This window comes from Pelagerythrobacter aerophilus, assembly GCF_003581645.1.
Lineage (GTDB): Bacteria > Pseudomonadota > Alphaproteobacteria > Sphingomonadales > Sphingomonadaceae > Pelagerythrobacter > Pelagerythrobacter aerophilus.
Genome location: NZ_QXFK01000019.1, coordinates 412,211 through 428,205 on the forward strand (window position 1 = coordinate 412,211; position 15,995 = coordinate 428,205).

General features: G+C 66.8%; 17 protein-coding genes. 9 read left to right on the top strand and 8 right to left on the bottom strand.

The window, feature by feature from the left end; genetic code table 11:
* The gene (locus D2V04_RS15760) at nt 1-1,575 is read right to left on the bottom strand and encodes a helicase HerA-like domain-containing protein (RefSeq protein WP_119514658.1); all 1,575 of its coding nucleotides are present in this window, start codon (nt 1,573-1,575) and stop codon (nt 1-3) included.
* A 103-nt stretch (nt 1,576-1,678) separates the two neighbouring features.
* On the opposite strand from D2V04_RS15760, the gene pabB reads away from it, so the two are divergent.
* The 9 genes from pabB (at nt 1,679) to D2V04_RS15805 (ending at nt 8,691) form a co-directional block, all read left to right on the top strand.
* On the top strand, nt 1,679-3,490 hold the full coding sequence (gene pabB, locus D2V04_RS15765) for an aminodeoxychorismate synthase component I (protein WP_119514659.1): 1,812 nt from the start codon (nt 1,679-1,681) through the stop codon (nt 3,488-3,490).
* Nucleotides 3,491-3,606: 116 nt separating this feature from the next.
* Complete coding sequence (locus D2V04_RS15770; protein WP_119514660.1) at nt 3,607-4,263, top strand: RluA family pseudouridine synthase; 657 nt, start codon at nt 3,607-3,609, stop codon at nt 4,261-4,263.
* Nucleotides 4,256-4,672 (top strand): alternative ribosome rescue aminoacyl-tRNA hydrolase ArfB, encoded by a 417-nt coding sequence (arfB, locus tag D2V04_RS15775; RefSeq protein WP_119514661.1) that lies wholly within the window; start codon nt 4,256-4,258, stop codon nt 4,670-4,672. The genes D2V04_RS15770 and arfB overlap by 8 nt, the downstream gene beginning before the upstream one ends.
* Before the next feature lie 128 nt (nt 4,673-4,800).
* Nucleotides 4,801-4,968, top strand: a complete 168-nt coding sequence (rpmG, locus tag D2V04_RS15780; RefSeq protein ID WP_067682697.1) for a 50S ribosomal protein L33 — start codon at nt 4,801-4,803, stop codon at nt 4,966-4,968.
* Between the two features lie 64 nt (nt 4,969-5,032).
* Complete coding sequence (locus D2V04_RS15785) at nt 5,033-5,695, top strand: LolA family protein (RefSeq protein ID WP_119514662.1); 663 nt, start codon at nt 5,033-5,035, stop codon at nt 5,693-5,695.
* Between the two features lie 264 nt (nt 5,696-5,959).
* A complete protein-coding gene (locus tag D2V04_RS18235) occupies nt 5,960-6,751 on the top strand; it encodes an exodeoxyribonuclease III (protein WP_228766489.1) in 792 nt (263 codons plus the stop codon).
* 74 nt (nt 6,752-6,825) lie between these two features.
* Nucleotides 6,826-7,818, top strand: coding sequence for a GTP cyclohydrolase II (gene ribA / locus D2V04_RS15795; protein ID WP_228766490.1), 993 nt, complete (start codon nt 6,826-6,828; stop codon nt 7,816-7,818).
* Nucleotides 7,815-8,312, top strand: coding sequence for a GNAT family N-acetyltransferase (locus D2V04_RS15800; RefSeq protein WP_228766491.1), 498 nt, complete (start codon nt 7,815-7,817; stop codon nt 8,310-8,312). Before ribA ends, D2V04_RS15800 begins: the two co-directional genes overlap by 4 nt.
* 88 nt (nt 8,313-8,400) lie before the next feature.
* On the top strand, nt 8,401-8,691 hold the full coding sequence (locus tag D2V04_RS15805; protein ID WP_119514666.1) for a hypothetical protein: 291 nt from the start codon (nt 8,401-8,403) through the stop codon (nt 8,689-8,691).
* Nucleotides 8,692-8,852: 161 nt separating this feature from the next.
* Here the strand turns inward: D2V04_RS15805 and D2V04_RS15810 are convergent, their stop codons facing one another.
* The 7 genes from D2V04_RS15810 to D2V04_RS18240 all read right to left on the bottom strand — a co-directional run bounded on the left by D2V04_RS15810 (nt 8,853) and on the right by D2V04_RS18240 (nt 15,991).
* Nucleotides 8,853-9,116, bottom strand: a complete 264-nt coding sequence (locus D2V04_RS15810; protein WP_119514667.1) for a DksA/TraR family C4-type zinc finger protein — start codon at nt 9,114-9,116, stop codon at nt 8,853-8,855.
* Between the two features lie 52 nt (nt 9,117-9,168).
* Nucleotides 9,169-10,152 carry a right-handed parallel beta-helix repeat-containing protein gene (locus tag D2V04_RS15815; RefSeq protein ID WP_119514668.1) on the bottom strand — a complete coding sequence of 328 codons (984 nt, stop codon included), beginning with the start codon at nt 10,150-10,152 and terminating at the stop codon, nt 9,169-9,171.
* 23 nt (nt 10,153-10,175) lie between these two features.
* On the bottom strand, nt 10,176-10,904 hold the full coding sequence (locus D2V04_RS15820) for an endonuclease III domain-containing protein (RefSeq protein ID WP_119514669.1): 729 nt from the start codon (nt 10,902-10,904) through the stop codon (nt 10,176-10,178).
* Between the two features lie 32 nt (nt 10,905-10,936).
* Nucleotides 10,937-12,511, bottom strand: coding sequence for a glutamine-hydrolyzing GMP synthase (gene guaA / locus D2V04_RS15825; RefSeq protein ID WP_119514670.1), 1,575 nt, complete (start codon nt 12,509-12,511; stop codon nt 10,937-10,939).
* 486 nt (nt 12,512-12,997) lie between these two features.
* Nucleotides 12,998-14,554 (bottom strand): class I adenylate-forming enzyme family protein, encoded by a 1,557-nt coding sequence (locus tag D2V04_RS15830; protein WP_119514671.1) that lies wholly within the window; start codon nt 14,552-14,554, stop codon nt 12,998-13,000.
* A 55-nt stretch (nt 14,555-14,609) separates the two neighbouring features.
* The gene (locus D2V04_RS15835; protein WP_119514672.1) at nt 14,610-15,536 is read right to left on the bottom strand and encodes a cation diffusion facilitator family transporter; all 927 of its coding nucleotides are present in this window, start codon (nt 15,534-15,536) and stop codon (nt 14,610-14,612) included.
* Nucleotides 15,533-15,991: a hypothetical protein gene (locus D2V04_RS18240; protein WP_119514673.1), complete on the bottom strand. Its 459-nt coding sequence runs from the start codon at nt 15,989-15,991 to the stop codon at nt 15,533-15,535. Before D2V04_RS18240 ends, D2V04_RS15835 begins: the two co-directional genes overlap by 4 nt.
* Nucleotides 15,992-15,995 lie beyond the last annotated feature (4 nt).

Here is a 15,995-nt window from a genome sequence, read left to right on the forward strand (position 1 = left end):
CTAGCGCATCAGCCCACCGATCAGATTGCGCACGAAGCGGCCCGCGAGCGGGCCCGCCAGGTCGGTCGCGAGCGAGCCGAGACCCGAAGTCGCCGCGGTTTTCATCGGGTTCGCGCGCGACTTGCGCCCGGTGATCGTGCTTGCGGCGATCGACGCGCCCGAACCGGTCGCCGCGCCCACCGCGCGCTTCAATGCCTTGCCCCAGATCGAGGTGCTCTTGCGCGGGCGCTTCTCGACCTCGTCGCGTCCCTTCTCCTCGACCTCCTCCGCCGTCGCGGCGGCATCGGCGGCTTTCTGCGCGAGCACTTCTTCCGCGCTCTCGCGATCAACCGCCGTGTCGTATTTGCCGGCCACCGGGCTGACCGACTGGACGATCGCCCGCTCCTTCTCGGTCACCGGACCGAGGCGGCTGCACGGGGGCTTGATCAGCGTGCGCTGAACGATCGAGGGTGCGCCGTCCTCGAGCAGGGTGGAGACGAGCGCCTCGCCCACCTTGAGCTCCGTGATCGCCGTCTCGACATCGAGCTCGGGGTTGATGCGAAAGGTCTCGGCTGCGGCGCGGATCGCCCGCTGGTCGCGCGGCGTGAAGGCGCGCAGCGCGTGCTGCACCCGGTTGCCGAGCTGCCCGGCGACTTCCTCCGGGATGTCGATCGGGTTCTGGGTCACGAAATAGACGCCCACGCCCTTCGAGCGGATCAGGCGCACGACCTGCTCGACCTTGTCCTGCAGGGCCTTGGGCGCATCGTCGAACAGCAGGTGTGCCTCGTCGAAGAAGAACACCAGCTTGGGCTTCTCGGGGTCGCCGACTTCGGGCAGGCTTTCGAACATTTCGGCCAGCAGCCAGAGCAGGAAGGTCGCGTAGAGCTTCGGGCTGCGCATCAGCTTGTCCGCGGCGAGCACGTTGATGTAGCCGCGGCCCTGCTCGTCGGTCTTCAGGAAATCGTCGATCTCCAGCGCCGGCTCACCGAAGAACCGGTCCGCGCCCTGGCTTTCGAAGCTCAGGAGCTGGCGCTGGATCGTGCCGACGCTGGCCTTGGTGATATTGCCGTACTTGGCGCTCAGCTCCTTCGAATTCTCCGCACACCAGGCGAGCATCGCCTGCAAGTCGCCGAGATCGAGCACCAGCAGCCCGTGATCGTCGGCGTGACGGAAGACGATCTGCAGCACGCCCTCCTGCGTCTCGTTGAGGTCGAGCAGCCGGGCGAGCAACAGCGGCCCCATCTCCGAAATGGTGGTGCGGATCGGATGCCCCTGCTCGCCGTAGAGGTCCCAGAAAATCGCCGGATTGTCGGAATAGGCATAGTCGTCCATGCCCAGTTCCTTCGCGCGCGCCTCCAGCTTGTCGGCGTTCTTGAAAGTCGGGGAGCCGGCCATGGCGATGCCCGAGAGATCGCCCTTCACGTCGGCGACGAAGACCGGCACGCCCCGCGCGGAAAAGCTCTCCGCCAGGCCCTGGAGCGTCACCGTCTTGCCGGTACCGGTTGCGCCGGCGATCAGCCCGTGGCGATTGGCGCGCCCGAGGTTGAGGAACTGCTTCTCGCCGTTGCCGGCAAGCCCGAGAAAGATTTCACTCACGTGTGATTCTCCCGCCGTGATCGGGATCAGGCATGGCGCAGGCCTTCGCGCACCGCAAGTTCCCGGCTTGGCGGATAGGGTTCCGGACCCTAAGGCGGGGGCGATGGGAGAGCGAACACCCTTCGTGCTGCTCGACGATGCGCGCGCCGAGAGCGCCGCCGACGCGCATTTCTACGAGAACCCGGTGGAGATCTTCGTCGCGCGCCAGCCCGGCGAGGTCGAGGCCGTGCTTGCCGCCGCCGATGCGGCGCGGGCCGAACGCGGTGGCTGGCTCGCGGGCTTCCTCGCCTACGAGGCAGGGCTGGCGCTCGAACCCAGGCTACACGCGCTGGCGGAGACAAGGACCGGGGCAGCGGGGCCACTCGTCTGGCTCGGCCTGTTCGAGACGGAAACTGTCATTCCCGCCGCGGACATGCCCGCCTGGCTCGCCGCGCGTGCCGAGGGCGAAGCCTCGCTTGGGCCGCTCGATCCGCAAGTCTCGCCTGGTGCCTATGGCGAGGCTTTCGCCCGACTTCAGGAGGCGATCCGCGGCGGCGACATCTATCAGGCCAATCTCACCTTCCCGCTCGCCGGCTCGTACCGCGGCGATCCGCTTGCACTCTACGCGGCGCTGCGCCCGGCGGCGCAGGCGGGCTACGGCGGGATGGTGTTCGATGGCACGCACTGGCTGCTCAGCCTCTCCCCCGAGCTGTTCGTATCGCTCAAGGGACGCGAGGCGAAAGCCAAGCCGATGAAGGGCACGCGGCCCCGGTCGGACGATCCGGCCGAGGACCGCGCGCTGACGGCCGATCTCGCCGCCTCGGTCAAGGACAAGGCCGAGAATCTGATGATCGTCGATCTTATGCGCAACGACCTGTCGCGCGTGGCCGAACCTGGCAGCGTGCGTGTCGACGCACCGTTCGCGGTCGAGAGTTATCCGACCGTCCACCAGATGGTCTCGACCGTGCGCGCAACGCTGGCCGAAGGGAAAGGCGCGGCGGATCTCGTGCGCGCGATCTTCCCCTGCGGTTCGATCACCGGCGCGCCCAAGATCCGCGCGATGGAACTGATCGCCGAAGTCGAACGCGATGCCCGCGGTCCCTATTGCGGCGCCATCGGCCGGATCGGCCCTGATGGCGACGCGGCCTTCAACGTCGCGATTCGCACGCTGCGGTTGACTCCGATCGAGAATGCACAGGGGACGGCAGTGCTCGGCGTCGGCTCGGCGATCGTCGCCGACAGCGAGCCGCTGGCCGAGTGGCGCGAGGCCGTGCTGAAGGGCGGCTTCGCCCGGCGGAGCTCACCCGCTCACACGACGCCCGCGTTCGACCTGATCGAAACCATGCGCTTCACGCCCGAAGAGGGCATAGCGCTGATCGAAGGGCACCTGGAGCGGATGAAAACGAGCGCCGCCGAGCTCGGCTTCGCCTTCGACCGCCACGTCGCACGCAATCGCATCCACGCGCTCTGTTTCGAGCTCGAGCGACCCGCTCGCGTGCGCCTGCTTTGCGCTCGTAGCGGTGAGATCGCGGTCGAGGCAGGCGACCTGTCCCCTCCGCTGGGCGAGCCGGTGCGCTGCACCGCGCTGCCGCTGCCGGTCGATTCCGGCGACTGGCGCCTGCGGCACAAGACCAGCGACCGCGGCTTCTACGAGGACGCGCTGGCGGCGGCCCGCGAAATCGGCGCAGCCGAAGCGCTGTTCGTGCGCGACGACGGGCTCGTGACGGAGGGCAGTTTCACCAACATCTATCTGGAGCGCGATGGCGTGCTGCTGACCCCGTCCGCGCGGCTCGGCCTGCTGCCGGGGATCGGGCGGCGGATCCTGCTCGAACAGGGCCGGGCGCGCGAGGCCGAGCTGACGCTGGCCGACCTGGAAGACGGCTTCCTGATCGGCAACGCCCTGCGCGGCCTGATGCGGGCGGAACTCGCGCTCTAGGGTCAGGCGCGTCGAACCCGAAGAGAGCCTTGGCCAACGCCCGGCCTTTCCTCTAGCGCGCATGCTGGACACAGGAACGGCCCTTCGACAAGCTTGGGGCGAAAAGAAGGTCGGCAATGAGCGCTCTGCATATCCTCTTCGAAGACGGCGAAGCGCTGGTCATCGACAAACCCGGCGGGCTGCCGATCGAACGCCCGCGCAAGGGCGGCCGGTCGCTGGAGGATCATCTCGACGACCTGAAGCTCGGCTTCCAGCGCGCGCCGATGCCGGTCCACCGGCTCGACACCGACACCTCCGGCTGCCTGCTGCTTGCGCGCAATCCCAAGGCTTTGAAGCGGTTTGCGATGGCGTTCGAGGAGCGCGTGGTCGAAAAGCGCTACCTCGGTATTCTCGACGGTGAGCTGCCGGAGGCCGAAGGCACGATCGCGCTGTCGCTGAGCAAGATCAGCAGCGCGGAAAAAGGCTGGCGGATGATCCCTGCGAAGAAAGGCAAGCCCTCGGTCACGCACTGGCGCGTCGTCGCGCGGCAACAAGGCCGCACGCTGGTCGAGTTTCGGCCCGAGACCGGGCGTACGCACCAGATCCGCGTCCATGCCGCCAGCGGGCTCGGCGTGCCGCTGCTCGGCGATCCGGTCTATGGCAACGGCAAGGGGGCTGCGCGCACCATGCTCCACGCGGCCGGGCTCGTCGTGCCGCGCGCGGGCAAGCCGCCGATCGAGGCCGCGGCGCCTCTCCCCGCCGATTTCGCCGCCCTCGGATTCGCCGATGGATGAGGAGCCGCCCTCTCCCGTGGAGCGCGCACTGGCGCTGGCGGAGGAAAGCTTCATCGCTTCCTCCGGCCCTGGCGGGCAGAACGTCAACAAGGTCGCGACCGCCGTGCAGTTGCGGCTCGACGTATTCGCGCTGCGCCTGCCCCCGCCGGTCTTCACGCGGCTCAAGACGCTCGCCGGCAGCCGGATGACCGCCAGGGGCGAGATCGTCCTCACCGCGCGCACCCATCGCATGCAGGAGGCGAATCGCGAGGAAGCGCGGAGCCGCCTCGTCGAGCTGATCGAGGAGGCCCACAAGCAACCGAAGAAGCGCGCCAAGAGCCGCGTCAATCGCGTCGGCAAGGTGAAACGCCTGAAAGCCAAGAAATCGCGCGGCGCGGTGAAGGCCAACCGGGGCAAGGTCGACTGGTAGCGTGCTTGACTTTTCCCCGTGAATCACTCAATGGCCGCGCCGGAATGGCGGTGCCGCGCGCGCCGCCTGTATTTTTTCGGCCCCTTGCACTGGTGTTTGGGGCCTCAGAACGATCTTAGGAACACGCCATGGCGAAGCCCGCAACCGTCAAGATCAAGCTCGTCTCGACTGCCGACACGGGCTTCTATTACGTGACCAAGAAGAATCCCCGGAACATCACCGAGAAGATGACCTTCCGCAAGTACGATCCCGTCGCGCGCAAGCACGTCGAGTTCAAGGAAGCGAAGATCAAGTAAGCTGAATTTCCGGAACCGGATGAATTCAGCATCGGTTCAATGCTCCGATCCTAGTCAACGGAGCATGACCATAGTGCACAAGCTTACCGTCACCCCGCTGCGTGCCGCGATCGCCGGCGCGCTGGCCGTTGCCGCGCCTGCGGCGTTCCTCGCGATACCCACGCCGGTCGCCGCGGCCGAGGGTGACCTCGACCGCGCGGTCGCTGCGCTACGCGGCATCTCGACGATGAAGGCCAACTTCACCCAGACCGACCGCAAGGGCCAGACCGTTTCCGGCGAGATGACGCTGAAGCGGCCCGGCAAAATCCGCTTCCAGTACGAAGATGGCGTACCGCTGCTGCTGGTGTCGAACGGCAAGTCGTTCACGATGATCGACTACGAAGTGAATCAGGTCGAACGCTGGCCGATCTCCGAATCGCCGCTCGGCGCGCTGCTCGATCCCAACCGCGACGTGAAGAAGTACGGCAAGCTGGTCTCGACGGGCCATCCCGACGTCGTCAGCGTCGAGGTTCGCGATCCCAACAAGCCGCAGTTCGGCGTGATCACCCTGATCTTCACCCGCAATTCCGCGGCGCCGGGTGGGCTGGAGCTGGCCAACTGGGTCGCGCTCGATGCGCAGAACAATCGCACCACCGTGCGGCTGCGCAATCACCGTTACGGCGTCTCGGTGCCCGACAGCGCGTTCACCTACAAGGATCCGCGCCGATCCACCCGTCGCCCGGGATAAACGTTTCGGCGGCAGCGCGTGGGGCGATTGCGACGAGGCGCTGCGGGTCGTTCATTGGCAAGCAAGGCCGCCCGTCTTATCTTGCAAGGCACAAGGCGGCGCGAGGCGGGTTTCCCCCCTGTTGCCCTGACCTCGCAAGAGAATGTCGCCTTGTACAAGCGTGACGAACGCTAACATGGAACCCTCGTGCCAATGCCCCCGGCACGAGGGTTTTTTGTTGCACGTCGGCTTGCGGCGCCCTGCGGCGCTCCCTATCCCGCCTCCATGCTCTCTGTCGCCACCTGGAACATCAATTCCGTCCGCCTGCGTCTTTCCCAGGTCGAACGCGTCCTGCGCGAACAATCGCCCGACGTGCTCTGTCTGCAGGAGATCAAGTGCCAGGAGAGCCAGTTCCCGGCCAAGGCCCTGGCGGAGATGGGCTATGTCCATCAGGCGGTTCATGGGCAGAAGGGTTATCACGGCGTTGCCACCGTCAGCCGCATCCCCTTCCGCGAGTTCTCCCGCCACGACTGGCAGGACAATGGCGAGGCGCGCCATGTCGGCGTCGAACTGCTCGGCCCCGGACAGGGCATGGTTCTGGAGAACGTCTATATCCCCGCCGGCGGCGATGTGCCGGACCGCGAGGTCAACCTGAAGTTCGGCCAGAAGCTCGACTTCCTCGAGCGGATGACCCGCTGGGCCGAAGCGCTCGACCGGCCGACGCTGATCGTCGGCGATTTCAACGTCGCGCCGCTCGAATGCGACGTTTACGACCACAAGGCGCTGCTCAAGGTCGTAAGCCATACGCCGATCGAGGTCGAGACGCTCGGCCGCTTCCGCGATGCGCACGGCTGGGTCGACCTCGGCCGGGAATTCATTCCCGCGCCGGAGCGCAACTATTCCTGGTGGTCCTACCGCAGTTTCTGGCGGCAGAAGGATCAGGGCCGGCGGCTCGACCATATGTGGGCCAGCCCCGATCTCGCCAAGCAGGCGACGAGCCATCGCTTCGTGGAGGAAACCCGGCGCTGGGAAAGCCCGAGCGACCACGTGCCGCTGGTGACGGAGTTCGAGCTCTGACGGGCTCCGGCCCATCCCCGGCCCGCCGCGCGGCGCAGGCGATCGATGCCCTGCGCCACGGCTGGCCGCTGGCGATGGACGGCGGCCCGGTGCTGCTTCCGGTCGAGACGGCGGTGGCGCGGCAGGCGAGTGCCGAGCGCATGCTGATCTCCGCCGCGCGCGCGGAAACGCTCAAGCTCGCCAACCAGCGTGAGGCGGCCGAGCCGCACGCGCCGGTGCTGATCCACGGCGCTGAGCCGTTCGACCTCGCCGCAGCGCTGCCCGTGGCCGATCCCGCGCTCGATCTCGCCGCCCCGCTCAAGGGGCCATTCCGGGCCGAGACGATCGGCTGGGCGGAGCAGGCCGCGGCGGCGCTCGAACTGGCGCGGATCGCCGGAATCCTGCCCGCCTTTCTCGTCGATCCCACCGATGCGGGCGAAACGCAGCCGATCGCCGTGTCCGATCTCGCAGCCTGGGCCGATGCCACCGCGCTTTCGATCGCCACCCGCGCGCGTCTGCCCGTCTCGGCCAGCGAGGATGCCGAGATCGTCGCCTTCCGCAGCGCCGACGACTTGCGCGAACACGTGGCGCTCGTGATCGGCGAGCAGCGGTCGGACGTTGCGCCGCTCGTGCGGCTCCATTCCGAATGCCTGACCGGCGACATCCTCGGCAGCCTGAAATGCGACTGCGGCCCGCAGCTCGACGCCGCGCTCCATGCGATGGCGGACGAGGCGGCGCGCGGCGGGTGGGGCGTGCTGCTCTATCTGCGGCAGGAGGGGCGCGGGATCGGCCTCGTCAACAAGCTGCGCGCCTACCGCCTGCAGGACCAGGGCTTCGACACGGTCGACGCCAACCGCCGCCTGGGCCTGCCTGACGAGGCGCGCGATTTTCCGGTAGCCGCCCGCATGCTCGAACTGCTCGGTGTGAGCGACGTGCGGCTGATGACCAACAACCCGGCCAAGGTCGAGGCGCTGGTAGCCAGCGGCATCGCCGTGGCCGAGCGCGTTCCGCACCAGCTCCCCGCCAACCCGCACAACACGCACTATCTCTCGACCAAGCGCGACCGCTCGGGCCACCTGCTGACGTGAGCGTGGCGATCCGCCCCGAACGCGCGGGCGACGAGCGCGCGATCCACGACGTCGTGCACGCGGCCTTCGACGGCCACCCGCACAGCGACGGCAGCGAACCGGCCATCGTCGACCGCCTGCGCGCCGACGGCGACCTCACGGTCTCGCTAGTGGCGGAGAACGGGGGAGAGATCGTGGGCCACGTCGCATTCTCGCCCGTCACGATCTCCGACGGCAGTGAGGACTGGTTCGGCCTCGGCCCGGTCGCCGTCATGCCGGAACGCCAGCGCGAGGGCATCGGCGCAGCGCTGATAGAGCGCGGCCTGACACTGCTGCGCGAGCGCGACGCCGCAGGCTGCGTGGTACTCGGCGACCCGGCCTACTACGGACGGTTCGGCTTCGCGCACGACCAAGCGCTCACCTATCCCGGCCCTCCGCCCGAATATTTCCAGCGCCTCCTCATCGGCGCCTCGAGGACGAGCGGCGCGGTGACCTACGCGCGTGGATTCGGCTGATCTGCGGGCCTCGGCAGCGCGGAGAAATTCGGTCAAACAGAATACGGCCCAATTGCGGGCGCACAGTTTGTGTGCGACCTATCGATGGATGCGCAACTTTCTCGCATTTTCCCTAATGCTTGTCGGCCCGTTGTTGGTCTGGCTCATTTACGCCCATTTCTTCCGTGATTTTGACGCAGATCGTGAGTGGCGCGAAGCTGTGACTTTAGGGATCGCTATGGTGGCAGGTAGTATCGGAGTGCTGATACTCGACTCGCCGTTCAGTCGCTGGCCGATCTTCACAAAATTGATCGCCTTCGCTGCATATGGGACTGTGTTAGCATTCGCGATGCCGTGGATCGGACTTGTCGCCATTTGCACGACTGGAGATTGCCTCTAGGCGATGACCGCTTCTCACCCAATTCCAGACATTTGATCTCGACTGGCCATGCAAGCGACTCGCCAGCAGTTGGAATTCATCCCCCGCCTAGAGCGGCGTGCCATAAATCAGCACCACTCTCCAAAACCCGTTCGCATTTATGACACGCCCCCCTCGCACCCCTACCGCAACTGGCTGTCCTTGCTGCCGCGGCGGTTGATGCCGGTGGACCTCACCGCGGCGTCACGTTCCGACTGGCAGGTGACGCAGGTGCGGACGCCGGGCAGGGCCTGGCGGCGTTTCTCGGGGATTTCCTCGCCGCAGACGTCGCAGAATTCAGCGCTCTCGCCGCGCGGCATGCGGGTGCGCGCCGCTTGTACCGCGTCGTTCACGGTGTCGTCGATCTGATCCTGAACGGCCCCGTCGCGGGTCCAGCCGCCTGCCATGCGAAGTGCTCCTTCCCGCGATCAACACGCTCATGCGCGGGAGAGTTCCGTGTCAGCGCTTCTCGTAGCGCTTGATCCCGGCGCCGAGGTTGTTCTCGCCGATGGCAAGCTTAGCGCCGGTCCAGTCGGCGACAAAGGCCGAACTGCGGCTGAGCGCGGGGACGAAACGAGCATCGTTGCCCGCGATCTGCAGCCCGTCGGAACTGTGACGGATGTCCTCCGCGCCGACCGCGATGAAGGCGGAGTAGTTCTCCTTGTCACGGCCCTGGACGAACCAGTTGTTTGTGATCTGCCCGGTCGCGCCTGCAGGCAGGTCGATCATGTAGTTCGTGCCGCGCCCGGCCGAATCGTCGAAGCTCGATGCGGCGATCTCGACCCGCGCCGCGCGCGCCTTGACGTAGTGCCCGCCGGTGCCGCGCTCGAAGCGGCTGCGGGTCACGCGCAGGTGGCCATAGTCGCCGATATAGATCGAATGCGCACAGCCGCCCGAGCCCTCGCAGGTCCCGAGGCCGGAGAAGGTCGACTTGTCGATGACGATGCGGCTCGATGGATCGTCGGCGGTCAGGATGCCCTGCTGGCTGTCGGCGAACCAGCTCTGCGCAACCATAAGGTCGCCCTGCTCCAGCCGAATACCTGCGCCGTTGTCGTCGGGCACCGCCATGCGGCGGAAGACGAGGCCGGACACCTTTGCTGCGCGCCCGCGCAACACCAGCGCCGCCTTGCCTTCACAGGTAACGCCGTCGAACACCGCCTTGCCCGGCTCGGCAGCGAGGTACGAGACCGCACCGCCTTCCTGCACCGCGCATTCGCGGTAGGTGCCGCTGGCGATCGCGATGCTGCCTTCGCCCTCGCCGATGGCGTCGACTGCCTGCTGGAGTGAGGCATAGCTCTCGCCGGTCTCGACTACCGTAAACGGCGATCTGGCCGGCTGCGCGATGAGCGCGGCTGCAGGGATCGCCCCCGCCGCCAGCGCGGCGACAACCGCGGCGGTCTTGAGCGAAAGGCGGGCGGGCGTGGTGCGGGCGCAAGTATCCATGGCGCCGGGTTAGCCCGAAGGGATTAACGGTGAGCTAAAGCGTCGCGATCCCTCTTGGCCCGGCCCGTTCGGCAATCGCTGCGTATGGGGCAGTCGGCGCACTGCGGACGCCTCGGCCGGCAGAGCGTCTGGCCGAGCCGCTTCACCAGCAGATGGTGCTCATCGATATCGGCGGCGGACCACTCCTCCGGCAGAACCGGCATCAGGGCGTCGTAGGCTCGGGCGGTGTCGGCATTCGGCGGCACGAGCCCCATGCGCTGAATGATGCGGCGATGATGGCTGTCGATCACCAGCGCGCGGCGCTCGAAATGCGAGGCGTTCATCACCCCGGCGCTGATCTTGCGCGCGACGCCGGGCAGCGTTTCGAGCCAGGCCATCGCCTCGGCAGTGGGCAGGTCGGCGAGTTGCTCGAGATTCACCGCACCGCGCCGGTCGATCACGGCGAGGAGGGAGTCCTTCAGCCGCATGGCTGCGATGTCGGGAAAGGTCTGGTTGGCGAGGCGAGTCTCCAGCGCCTCGATCGGAGCCTGCGCGATCGCTTCCCAGGTTCCGAAGTCGGCCAGCAGACGATCGGTCGCCTCGTTCGACACACGTGTCTTGGTCCGCGCGCCGATCACGCCCTGTACCAGTACCCAGACCGCGTCGCGCCGCTTCTCCGGCGGCCGCACGATCCGCCCGAACCGCGCGATCAGAGCCGCCTGCATCCTGCGCAGCACGTCGGTGCGCGGGTCGGGGCCGAGGGGGAGCTGCACGTTCTCCTACCCGGCTTCCTGATCGAAGACCGTCACTCCCACTCGATCGTGCCGGGGGGCTTCGACGTATAGTCGTAAACCACGCGGTTGATGCCCTTCACTTCGTTGACGATGCGGGTGGCGACGCGGGTGAGGAAACTGGCGTCGAACGGGTAGACGTCGGCGGTCATGCCGTCGGTGCTGGTCACTGCGCGCAGGCCACAGACGCTGTCGTAAGTGCGGCCATCGCCCATGACGCCCACGGTCTTGACCGGCAGCAACACGGCGAAGGCCTGCCAGATCGCGTCGTAGAGGCCGGCAGCGCGGATTTCCTCCAGATAGACCGCATCGGCCTTGCGCAGGATATCGCAGCGTTCCTTGGTCACTTCACCCGGAATGCGGATCGCGAGGCCCGGCCCGGGGAAGGGGTGCCGGCCGACGAAGACTTCGGGCAAGCCGAGCTCGCGGCCCAACGCGCGCACTTCGTCCTTGAACAGTTCGCGCAGCGGCTCGACCAACGCCATGTTCATCCGCTCAGGCAGACCGCCGACGTTGTGGTGGCTCTTGATCGTGACCGAGGGCCCGCCGGTGAAGCTGACGCTTTCGATCACGTCCGGATAGAGAGTCCCTTGGGCGAGAAAATCGGCGCCGCCGATCTTCTTCGCCTCGGCCTCGAACAGGTCGATGAAGGCCTTGCCGATGAACTTGCGCTTGGCTTCGGGGTCGGTGACGCCGGCGAGGCCCGCTAGGAACATTTCTTCCGCGTCGACGTGGACCAGCGGGATATTGTAGTGGTCGCGGAACAGCGTGACGACCTGCTCGGCCTCGTTCATCCGCATCAGGCCGTGATCGACGAAGACGCAGGTGAGCTGCTCGCCGATCGCCTCGTGGATCAGGACCGCGGCCACCGCGCTGTCGACGCCGCCGGAAAGGCCGCAGATGACCTTGCCGTCGCCGACCTGGGCGCGGATTTCCTCGATCTTGGTCTTGCGGAACTCGGCCATGGTCCAGTCGCCGGCGAGGCCGCAGACGTGGCGCACGAAGTTGGCGAGCAGGCGCGCGCCATCGGGCGTGTGGACGACCTCCGGGTGAAACTGGGTGCCGTAGTAGCGGCGCTCGTCGTCCGCGATCAGCGCGAAGGGGGCGCCGTCGCTGACCGCCACGATGCGAAAGCCTGGCGCGAGCTGGGTCACCTTGTCCCCGTGGCTCATCCAGACCTGGTGCCGTTCGCCCTGCTGCCACAGCCCGTCGAACAGCACGCATTCCTCGCTCACGGTGCAGTAGGCGCGGCCGAATTCGCCGCCTTCGCCAGTCTCGTGCCCGGGCCGGACTTCCCCGCCGAGCTGCTGCGTCATGACCTGCTGGCCGTAGCAGATGCCGAGGATCGGCACGCCGCTGTCGAACAGTACTTGCGGGGCACGCGGGCTTCCCTCGTCGGGAACGCTGGCCGGGCCGCCGGATAGGATCACGCCCTTGGGCTTCAGCCGCTCAAAGGCTTCTTCCGCCTGGGTAAAGGGTGCGATCTCGGAATAGACGCCCGCCTCGCGCACCCGGCGTGCAATCAACTGGGTCACCTGGCTGCCGAAATCGACGATGAGGATGGAATCGGGAAGATGCTGCGGGTCCATGGCAAGCTCCGTTAGGCGCGAGTGCGGCGGGCTGTCCAGCGGGCGGTTGAAGTTGTGGTGGGCGGCCCGGTGGGGGGCTTGGCGCCGGGTCAAACTCCATAGATCACCTGCTGCTGCATGTTTTGCATCGGCCAACGTGCAAACTTTGGGTGAAACGAGGGCTTTCGTCACGCATTTGTTGCGTATTTTGCAACTGCTAGCGCAGTTTTCTCATTTGTGAAAAGTCCGACGAAAGATTATTTCCCACCTCGAGCCGGGCGGAAGGTCCTCTCTCCTCTCTCCCCCTTCCCCCGGCTTCTTAGACAGGAGACAGGCCATGCGCACCACAGCTTCGCATTTCCTTGCCTTCGTCGTGGCTGCTTCGATCAGCAGCCTCATGCTCGGCGCAGCGATCGCCTGAGCCGAAAGGCAGCGAACGAGACGCGGCCGCCACTCAGTCCTCTCCCCCCCTTGGTGGCCGCGTCTCAACCGCTCGCTTGAGGCGGATCAGTCGATGCCGCCCATTTCTTCCGCAATCGCCCGAAGATCGGTCTTCAGCAGCTTGCCTATGTGGCTGCGAGGCATCTCGTCTACGGCATGAAGCGCGGCGAGGCGCTGTGTCTTGCCGAGCCGCGCGTTGACCGCCGCGAGGATGTTGCCGGTCGAGGTTGCCTCGCCTGCAAGCCGGACGAAGCCGACCGGCGTTTCGCCCCAGCGCCTGCTCGGCACGCCCACTACGGCCGCCTCGGCGACAGCCGGTTCCTTCTCCAGCTCCGCCTCGAGGTCGGTGGGGTAGATGTTGAACCCGCCCGAGATGATCATGTCCTTCGCGCGCCCGACGAGTTCGACGAAACCGTCGGCGTCGATCCGCCCGATGTCGCCCATCCGCTGCCACACCTCGCCCGTGGCAGGATCGGTCCAGTACCCTTCGCGAGTCTTGTCGGGCTGATTCTTGTAGCCGCTCATCATCGTCGGGCTCCGCCCCACTAGGTTGCCGGCGGTTCCGGGCGGCACTTCGTTGTCGTCGTCGTCCAGGACCTTGAGCTCGCCTCCCGGCGTCGGGCGGCCCACGGTATGAAGCTTGTCCGGAAACTCGTGGCAGGCGAGCATGCAGACGACCCCGCCCTCGGTCATCGAATAGATCTCGATCAGCGCGCCCGGCATCCGCTGCAGAACTTCCCGCTTGAGGGGCGCGGGGAAAGGGGCGGAGGTGCAGTATTTCATCGCCAGCGACGAAAGATCGAAGTCGCCGAAGCGCGGCTCGTCCATCAAGCGCTGATATTGCACGGGCACGAGCATGGTCATGGTCGCGCGATCCGCCTCGGCACCTTCGAGCCAGCCGAGGGTCGAGAACTTGCCCATGACCCGCACGCTGCCGCCCGCCAGCAAGGCAGGGAGGAAGGCGACCATCGTCGTATTCGAATAGAGCGGGGTCGAGGCCAGCGAGCGCACTTCGTTCCCGCTCGCGCGATAGGATGCGGCCATGGCGGCGAACTGCCGCCAGCGCATCTGGTGCGAATGGACGATCCCCTTGGGAATGCCCGTCGTGCCGCTGGAATAGATGATGTTGAACGGCTCGCTCGGCTCGGGGGCGAACGGGCCGGCGCGGGTTCCCGATGCGGCCATCCAAGCATCGAGGTCTTCATCGAGCACGATCCGTTCGAGGTGCGGCAGGAAGTCGTCGCCAAGCTCGGTCAGCCGGGCCCGGTCGACGAACAGGTGGCAGGTGCCGCTGTCGCGCGCCATGCCCTCGAGCTGTTCGCGGCTGGCACTGGTCGTCAGCGGGGCTGCGACTCCGCCCGCACGCACCGCGGCGAGGAAGACCAGCGCGTAAGGAATGCTCGAAAGCCCGAGAATCGCGACCGACTGGCCGCGCTTCAACCCATCGGCCTGGAGACGGGCCGCGATCCGCTCGACCCGGTCGGCCAACTCGCCCCAGGTCAGCGTGCCCCGTTCGTCGCGCAGCGCCACGGCGTCGGGTTGGCAAACAGCCCAGGCGGCGAGAATGTCGGAGAACGAACCGTAAGGTTCGGCGAGCGCGGCGGCGGGATCGGTAATCGGCATACCCGCCTTTCTATTTGCCCCGGCGGACTTGTCGAGAGACTCGCGGAGAAAGAGGTCAGCCTACGTCCTCGCGGCGCAGGGCCTCCGGCGGCGAGAACGACAGGCGCACAAGGCGCCAGGCGGGGTCGTCGCCCATCAGCTCGTCCAGTTTCGGCAGATCGGCCGGTGAATGCACACCTTCGATGGTACCCACGATATAGCGGCCCGATTCGCGAAGCCTTACTTCGCCCTGGGGCCAGAGCTCCTCGAGCCGGGACTGCAGCCGCTGCGCCTCTGCTGCGATATCCGAACTGTCGAGTTCGCGCGGCGCGCCGTCGAGCAGCTCCGCCGCTGCGATGCCCATGCTCGACAACCCGTCGCGCAGGATCGAGAAGGCGATGAACAGCGCCGCGGCGCTATCCGCCCACCAGTAACCGAAGTAGATGCCGAGAATGCCGGCGATCCCGGCGAGACCGGTCTGCCAGTCGGCCTTCTGCATCAGCGCATCGGTGTGCAGCACTTTGTCGCGCAACCTTTCGGCCACCGGCAACTTTATCCGCCCGAGAATCATCGGCACGACCACCGACCAGCCCAGCGCGGCGATCATCAGCCAGCCGAGCCAGACCGAATGCCCGAAGACCTCGACCGGAGCGACCGTGGGATGTTCGGCCATGAGCAAGGTCAACGCGCTCTCGTACATCAGAAATCCGCCGACCGCGGTCAGCGCAACCGCGGCGACGAGGAACGCGAGGCTGTTCACGCGAACGAAGCCGAACGGGTATTTCCGGGTCGGATCCTTCGGCTCGAACCGGGCCGCGATGAGGAACGTTATCGCCGGCACGAGGCTCAGTACGTCCTCGATCAGGGCGGAGCGCATCGCCTGACTGCCCCCCATCGTCACGAACATCACCGCGACGACGGTGCTCATCCAGAACAGCGTCTGCCATTCGAGCCGCTTGGCGCGGGCGAAATCACCGCGAATCTGCTCGGGCAGGCGGTTCACCGCGCTTCGCTTTCGACCAGTGCGATCCAGCCGTTTTCGCCATTCCGGAAGGCGAAACGCGGCACGTGCTCTTCCTCGCCCACGCTTCGCCTCCGTCCGAGCGGGCCGCCGAAGTGGACTTTCCCCGCCCATGGCGACGCTTTCGCGAAGTGCCCATAGACCAGATCCACTTTGCCCTTCTCGAGCCGGTTCAGCAGATCCTCGCCATGCCCGTCCACCCGCGTGACATGCGCTCCCAGCCGAGCGGCAACGCGATCAAGCACTCGCTGGGCATGGGGCGAGGGCGGAGCGCCGGCGATGTCGCCCAGTACGATTTCGTGGGTGCGGCGGATGCGCTCGGTGGTTCCTTCGGGGTCGCGCGGGAGCTCCGCACATGCGGCGAGCCCAGCGATCAGGATTGCGGCTGATACGATCGTTCCTGCGGGGCGCAGGAACGCGTTCCCCTTGGTGCCCATGGCG

Bases quoted from the DNA above. Each gene is read 5' to 3' on its own strand.
- pabB (WP_119514659.1), top strand. From the start codon at position 1,679: ATGGGAGAGCGAACACCCTTCGTGCTGCTCGACGATGCGCGCGCCGAG.
- D2V04_RS15770 (WP_119514660.1), top strand. From the start codon at position 3,607: ATGAGCGCTCTGCATATCCTCTTCGAAGACGGCGAAGCGCTGGTCATC.
- arfB (WP_119514661.1), top strand. From the start codon at position 4,256: ATGGATGAGGAGCCGCCCTCTCCCGTGGAGCGCGCACTGGCGCTGGCG.
- rpmG (WP_067682697.1), top strand. From the start codon at position 4,801: ATGGCGAAGCCCGCAACCGTCAAGATCAAGCTCGTCTCGACTGCCGAC.
- D2V04_RS15785 (WP_119514662.1), top strand. From the start codon at position 5,033: ATGACCATAGTGCACAAGCTTACCGTCACCCCGCTGCGTGCCGCGATC.
- D2V04_RS18235 (WP_228766489.1), top strand. From the start codon at position 5,960: ATGCTCTCTGTCGCCACCTGGAACATCAATTCCGTCCGCCTGCGTCTT.
- ribA (WP_228766490.1), top strand. From the start codon at position 6,826: ATGGACGGCGGCCCGGTGCTGCTTCCGGTCGAGACGGCGGTGGCGCGG.
- D2V04_RS15805 (WP_119514666.1), top strand. From the start codon at position 8,401: ATGCGCAACTTTCTCGCATTTTCCCTAATGCTTGTCGGCCCGTTGTTG.
- D2V04_RS15810 (WP_119514667.1), bottom strand. From the start codon at position 9,116: ATGGCAGGCGGCTGGACCCGCGACGGGGCCGTTCAGGATCAGATCGAC.
- D2V04_RS15815 (WP_119514668.1), bottom strand. From the start codon at position 10,152: ATGGATACTTGCGCCCGCACCACGCCCGCCCGCCTTTCGCTCAAGACC.
- guaA (WP_119514670.1), bottom strand. From the start codon at position 12,511: ATGGACCCGCAGCATCTTCCCGATTCCATCCTCATCGTCGATTTCGGC.
- D2V04_RS15830 (WP_119514671.1), bottom strand. From the start codon at position 14,554: ATGCCGATTACCGATCCCGCCGCCGCGCTCGCCGAACCTTACGGTTCG.
- D2V04_RS18240 (WP_119514673.1), bottom strand. From the start codon at position 15,991: ATGGGCACCAAGGGGAACGCGTTCCTGCGCCCCGCAGGAACGATCGTA.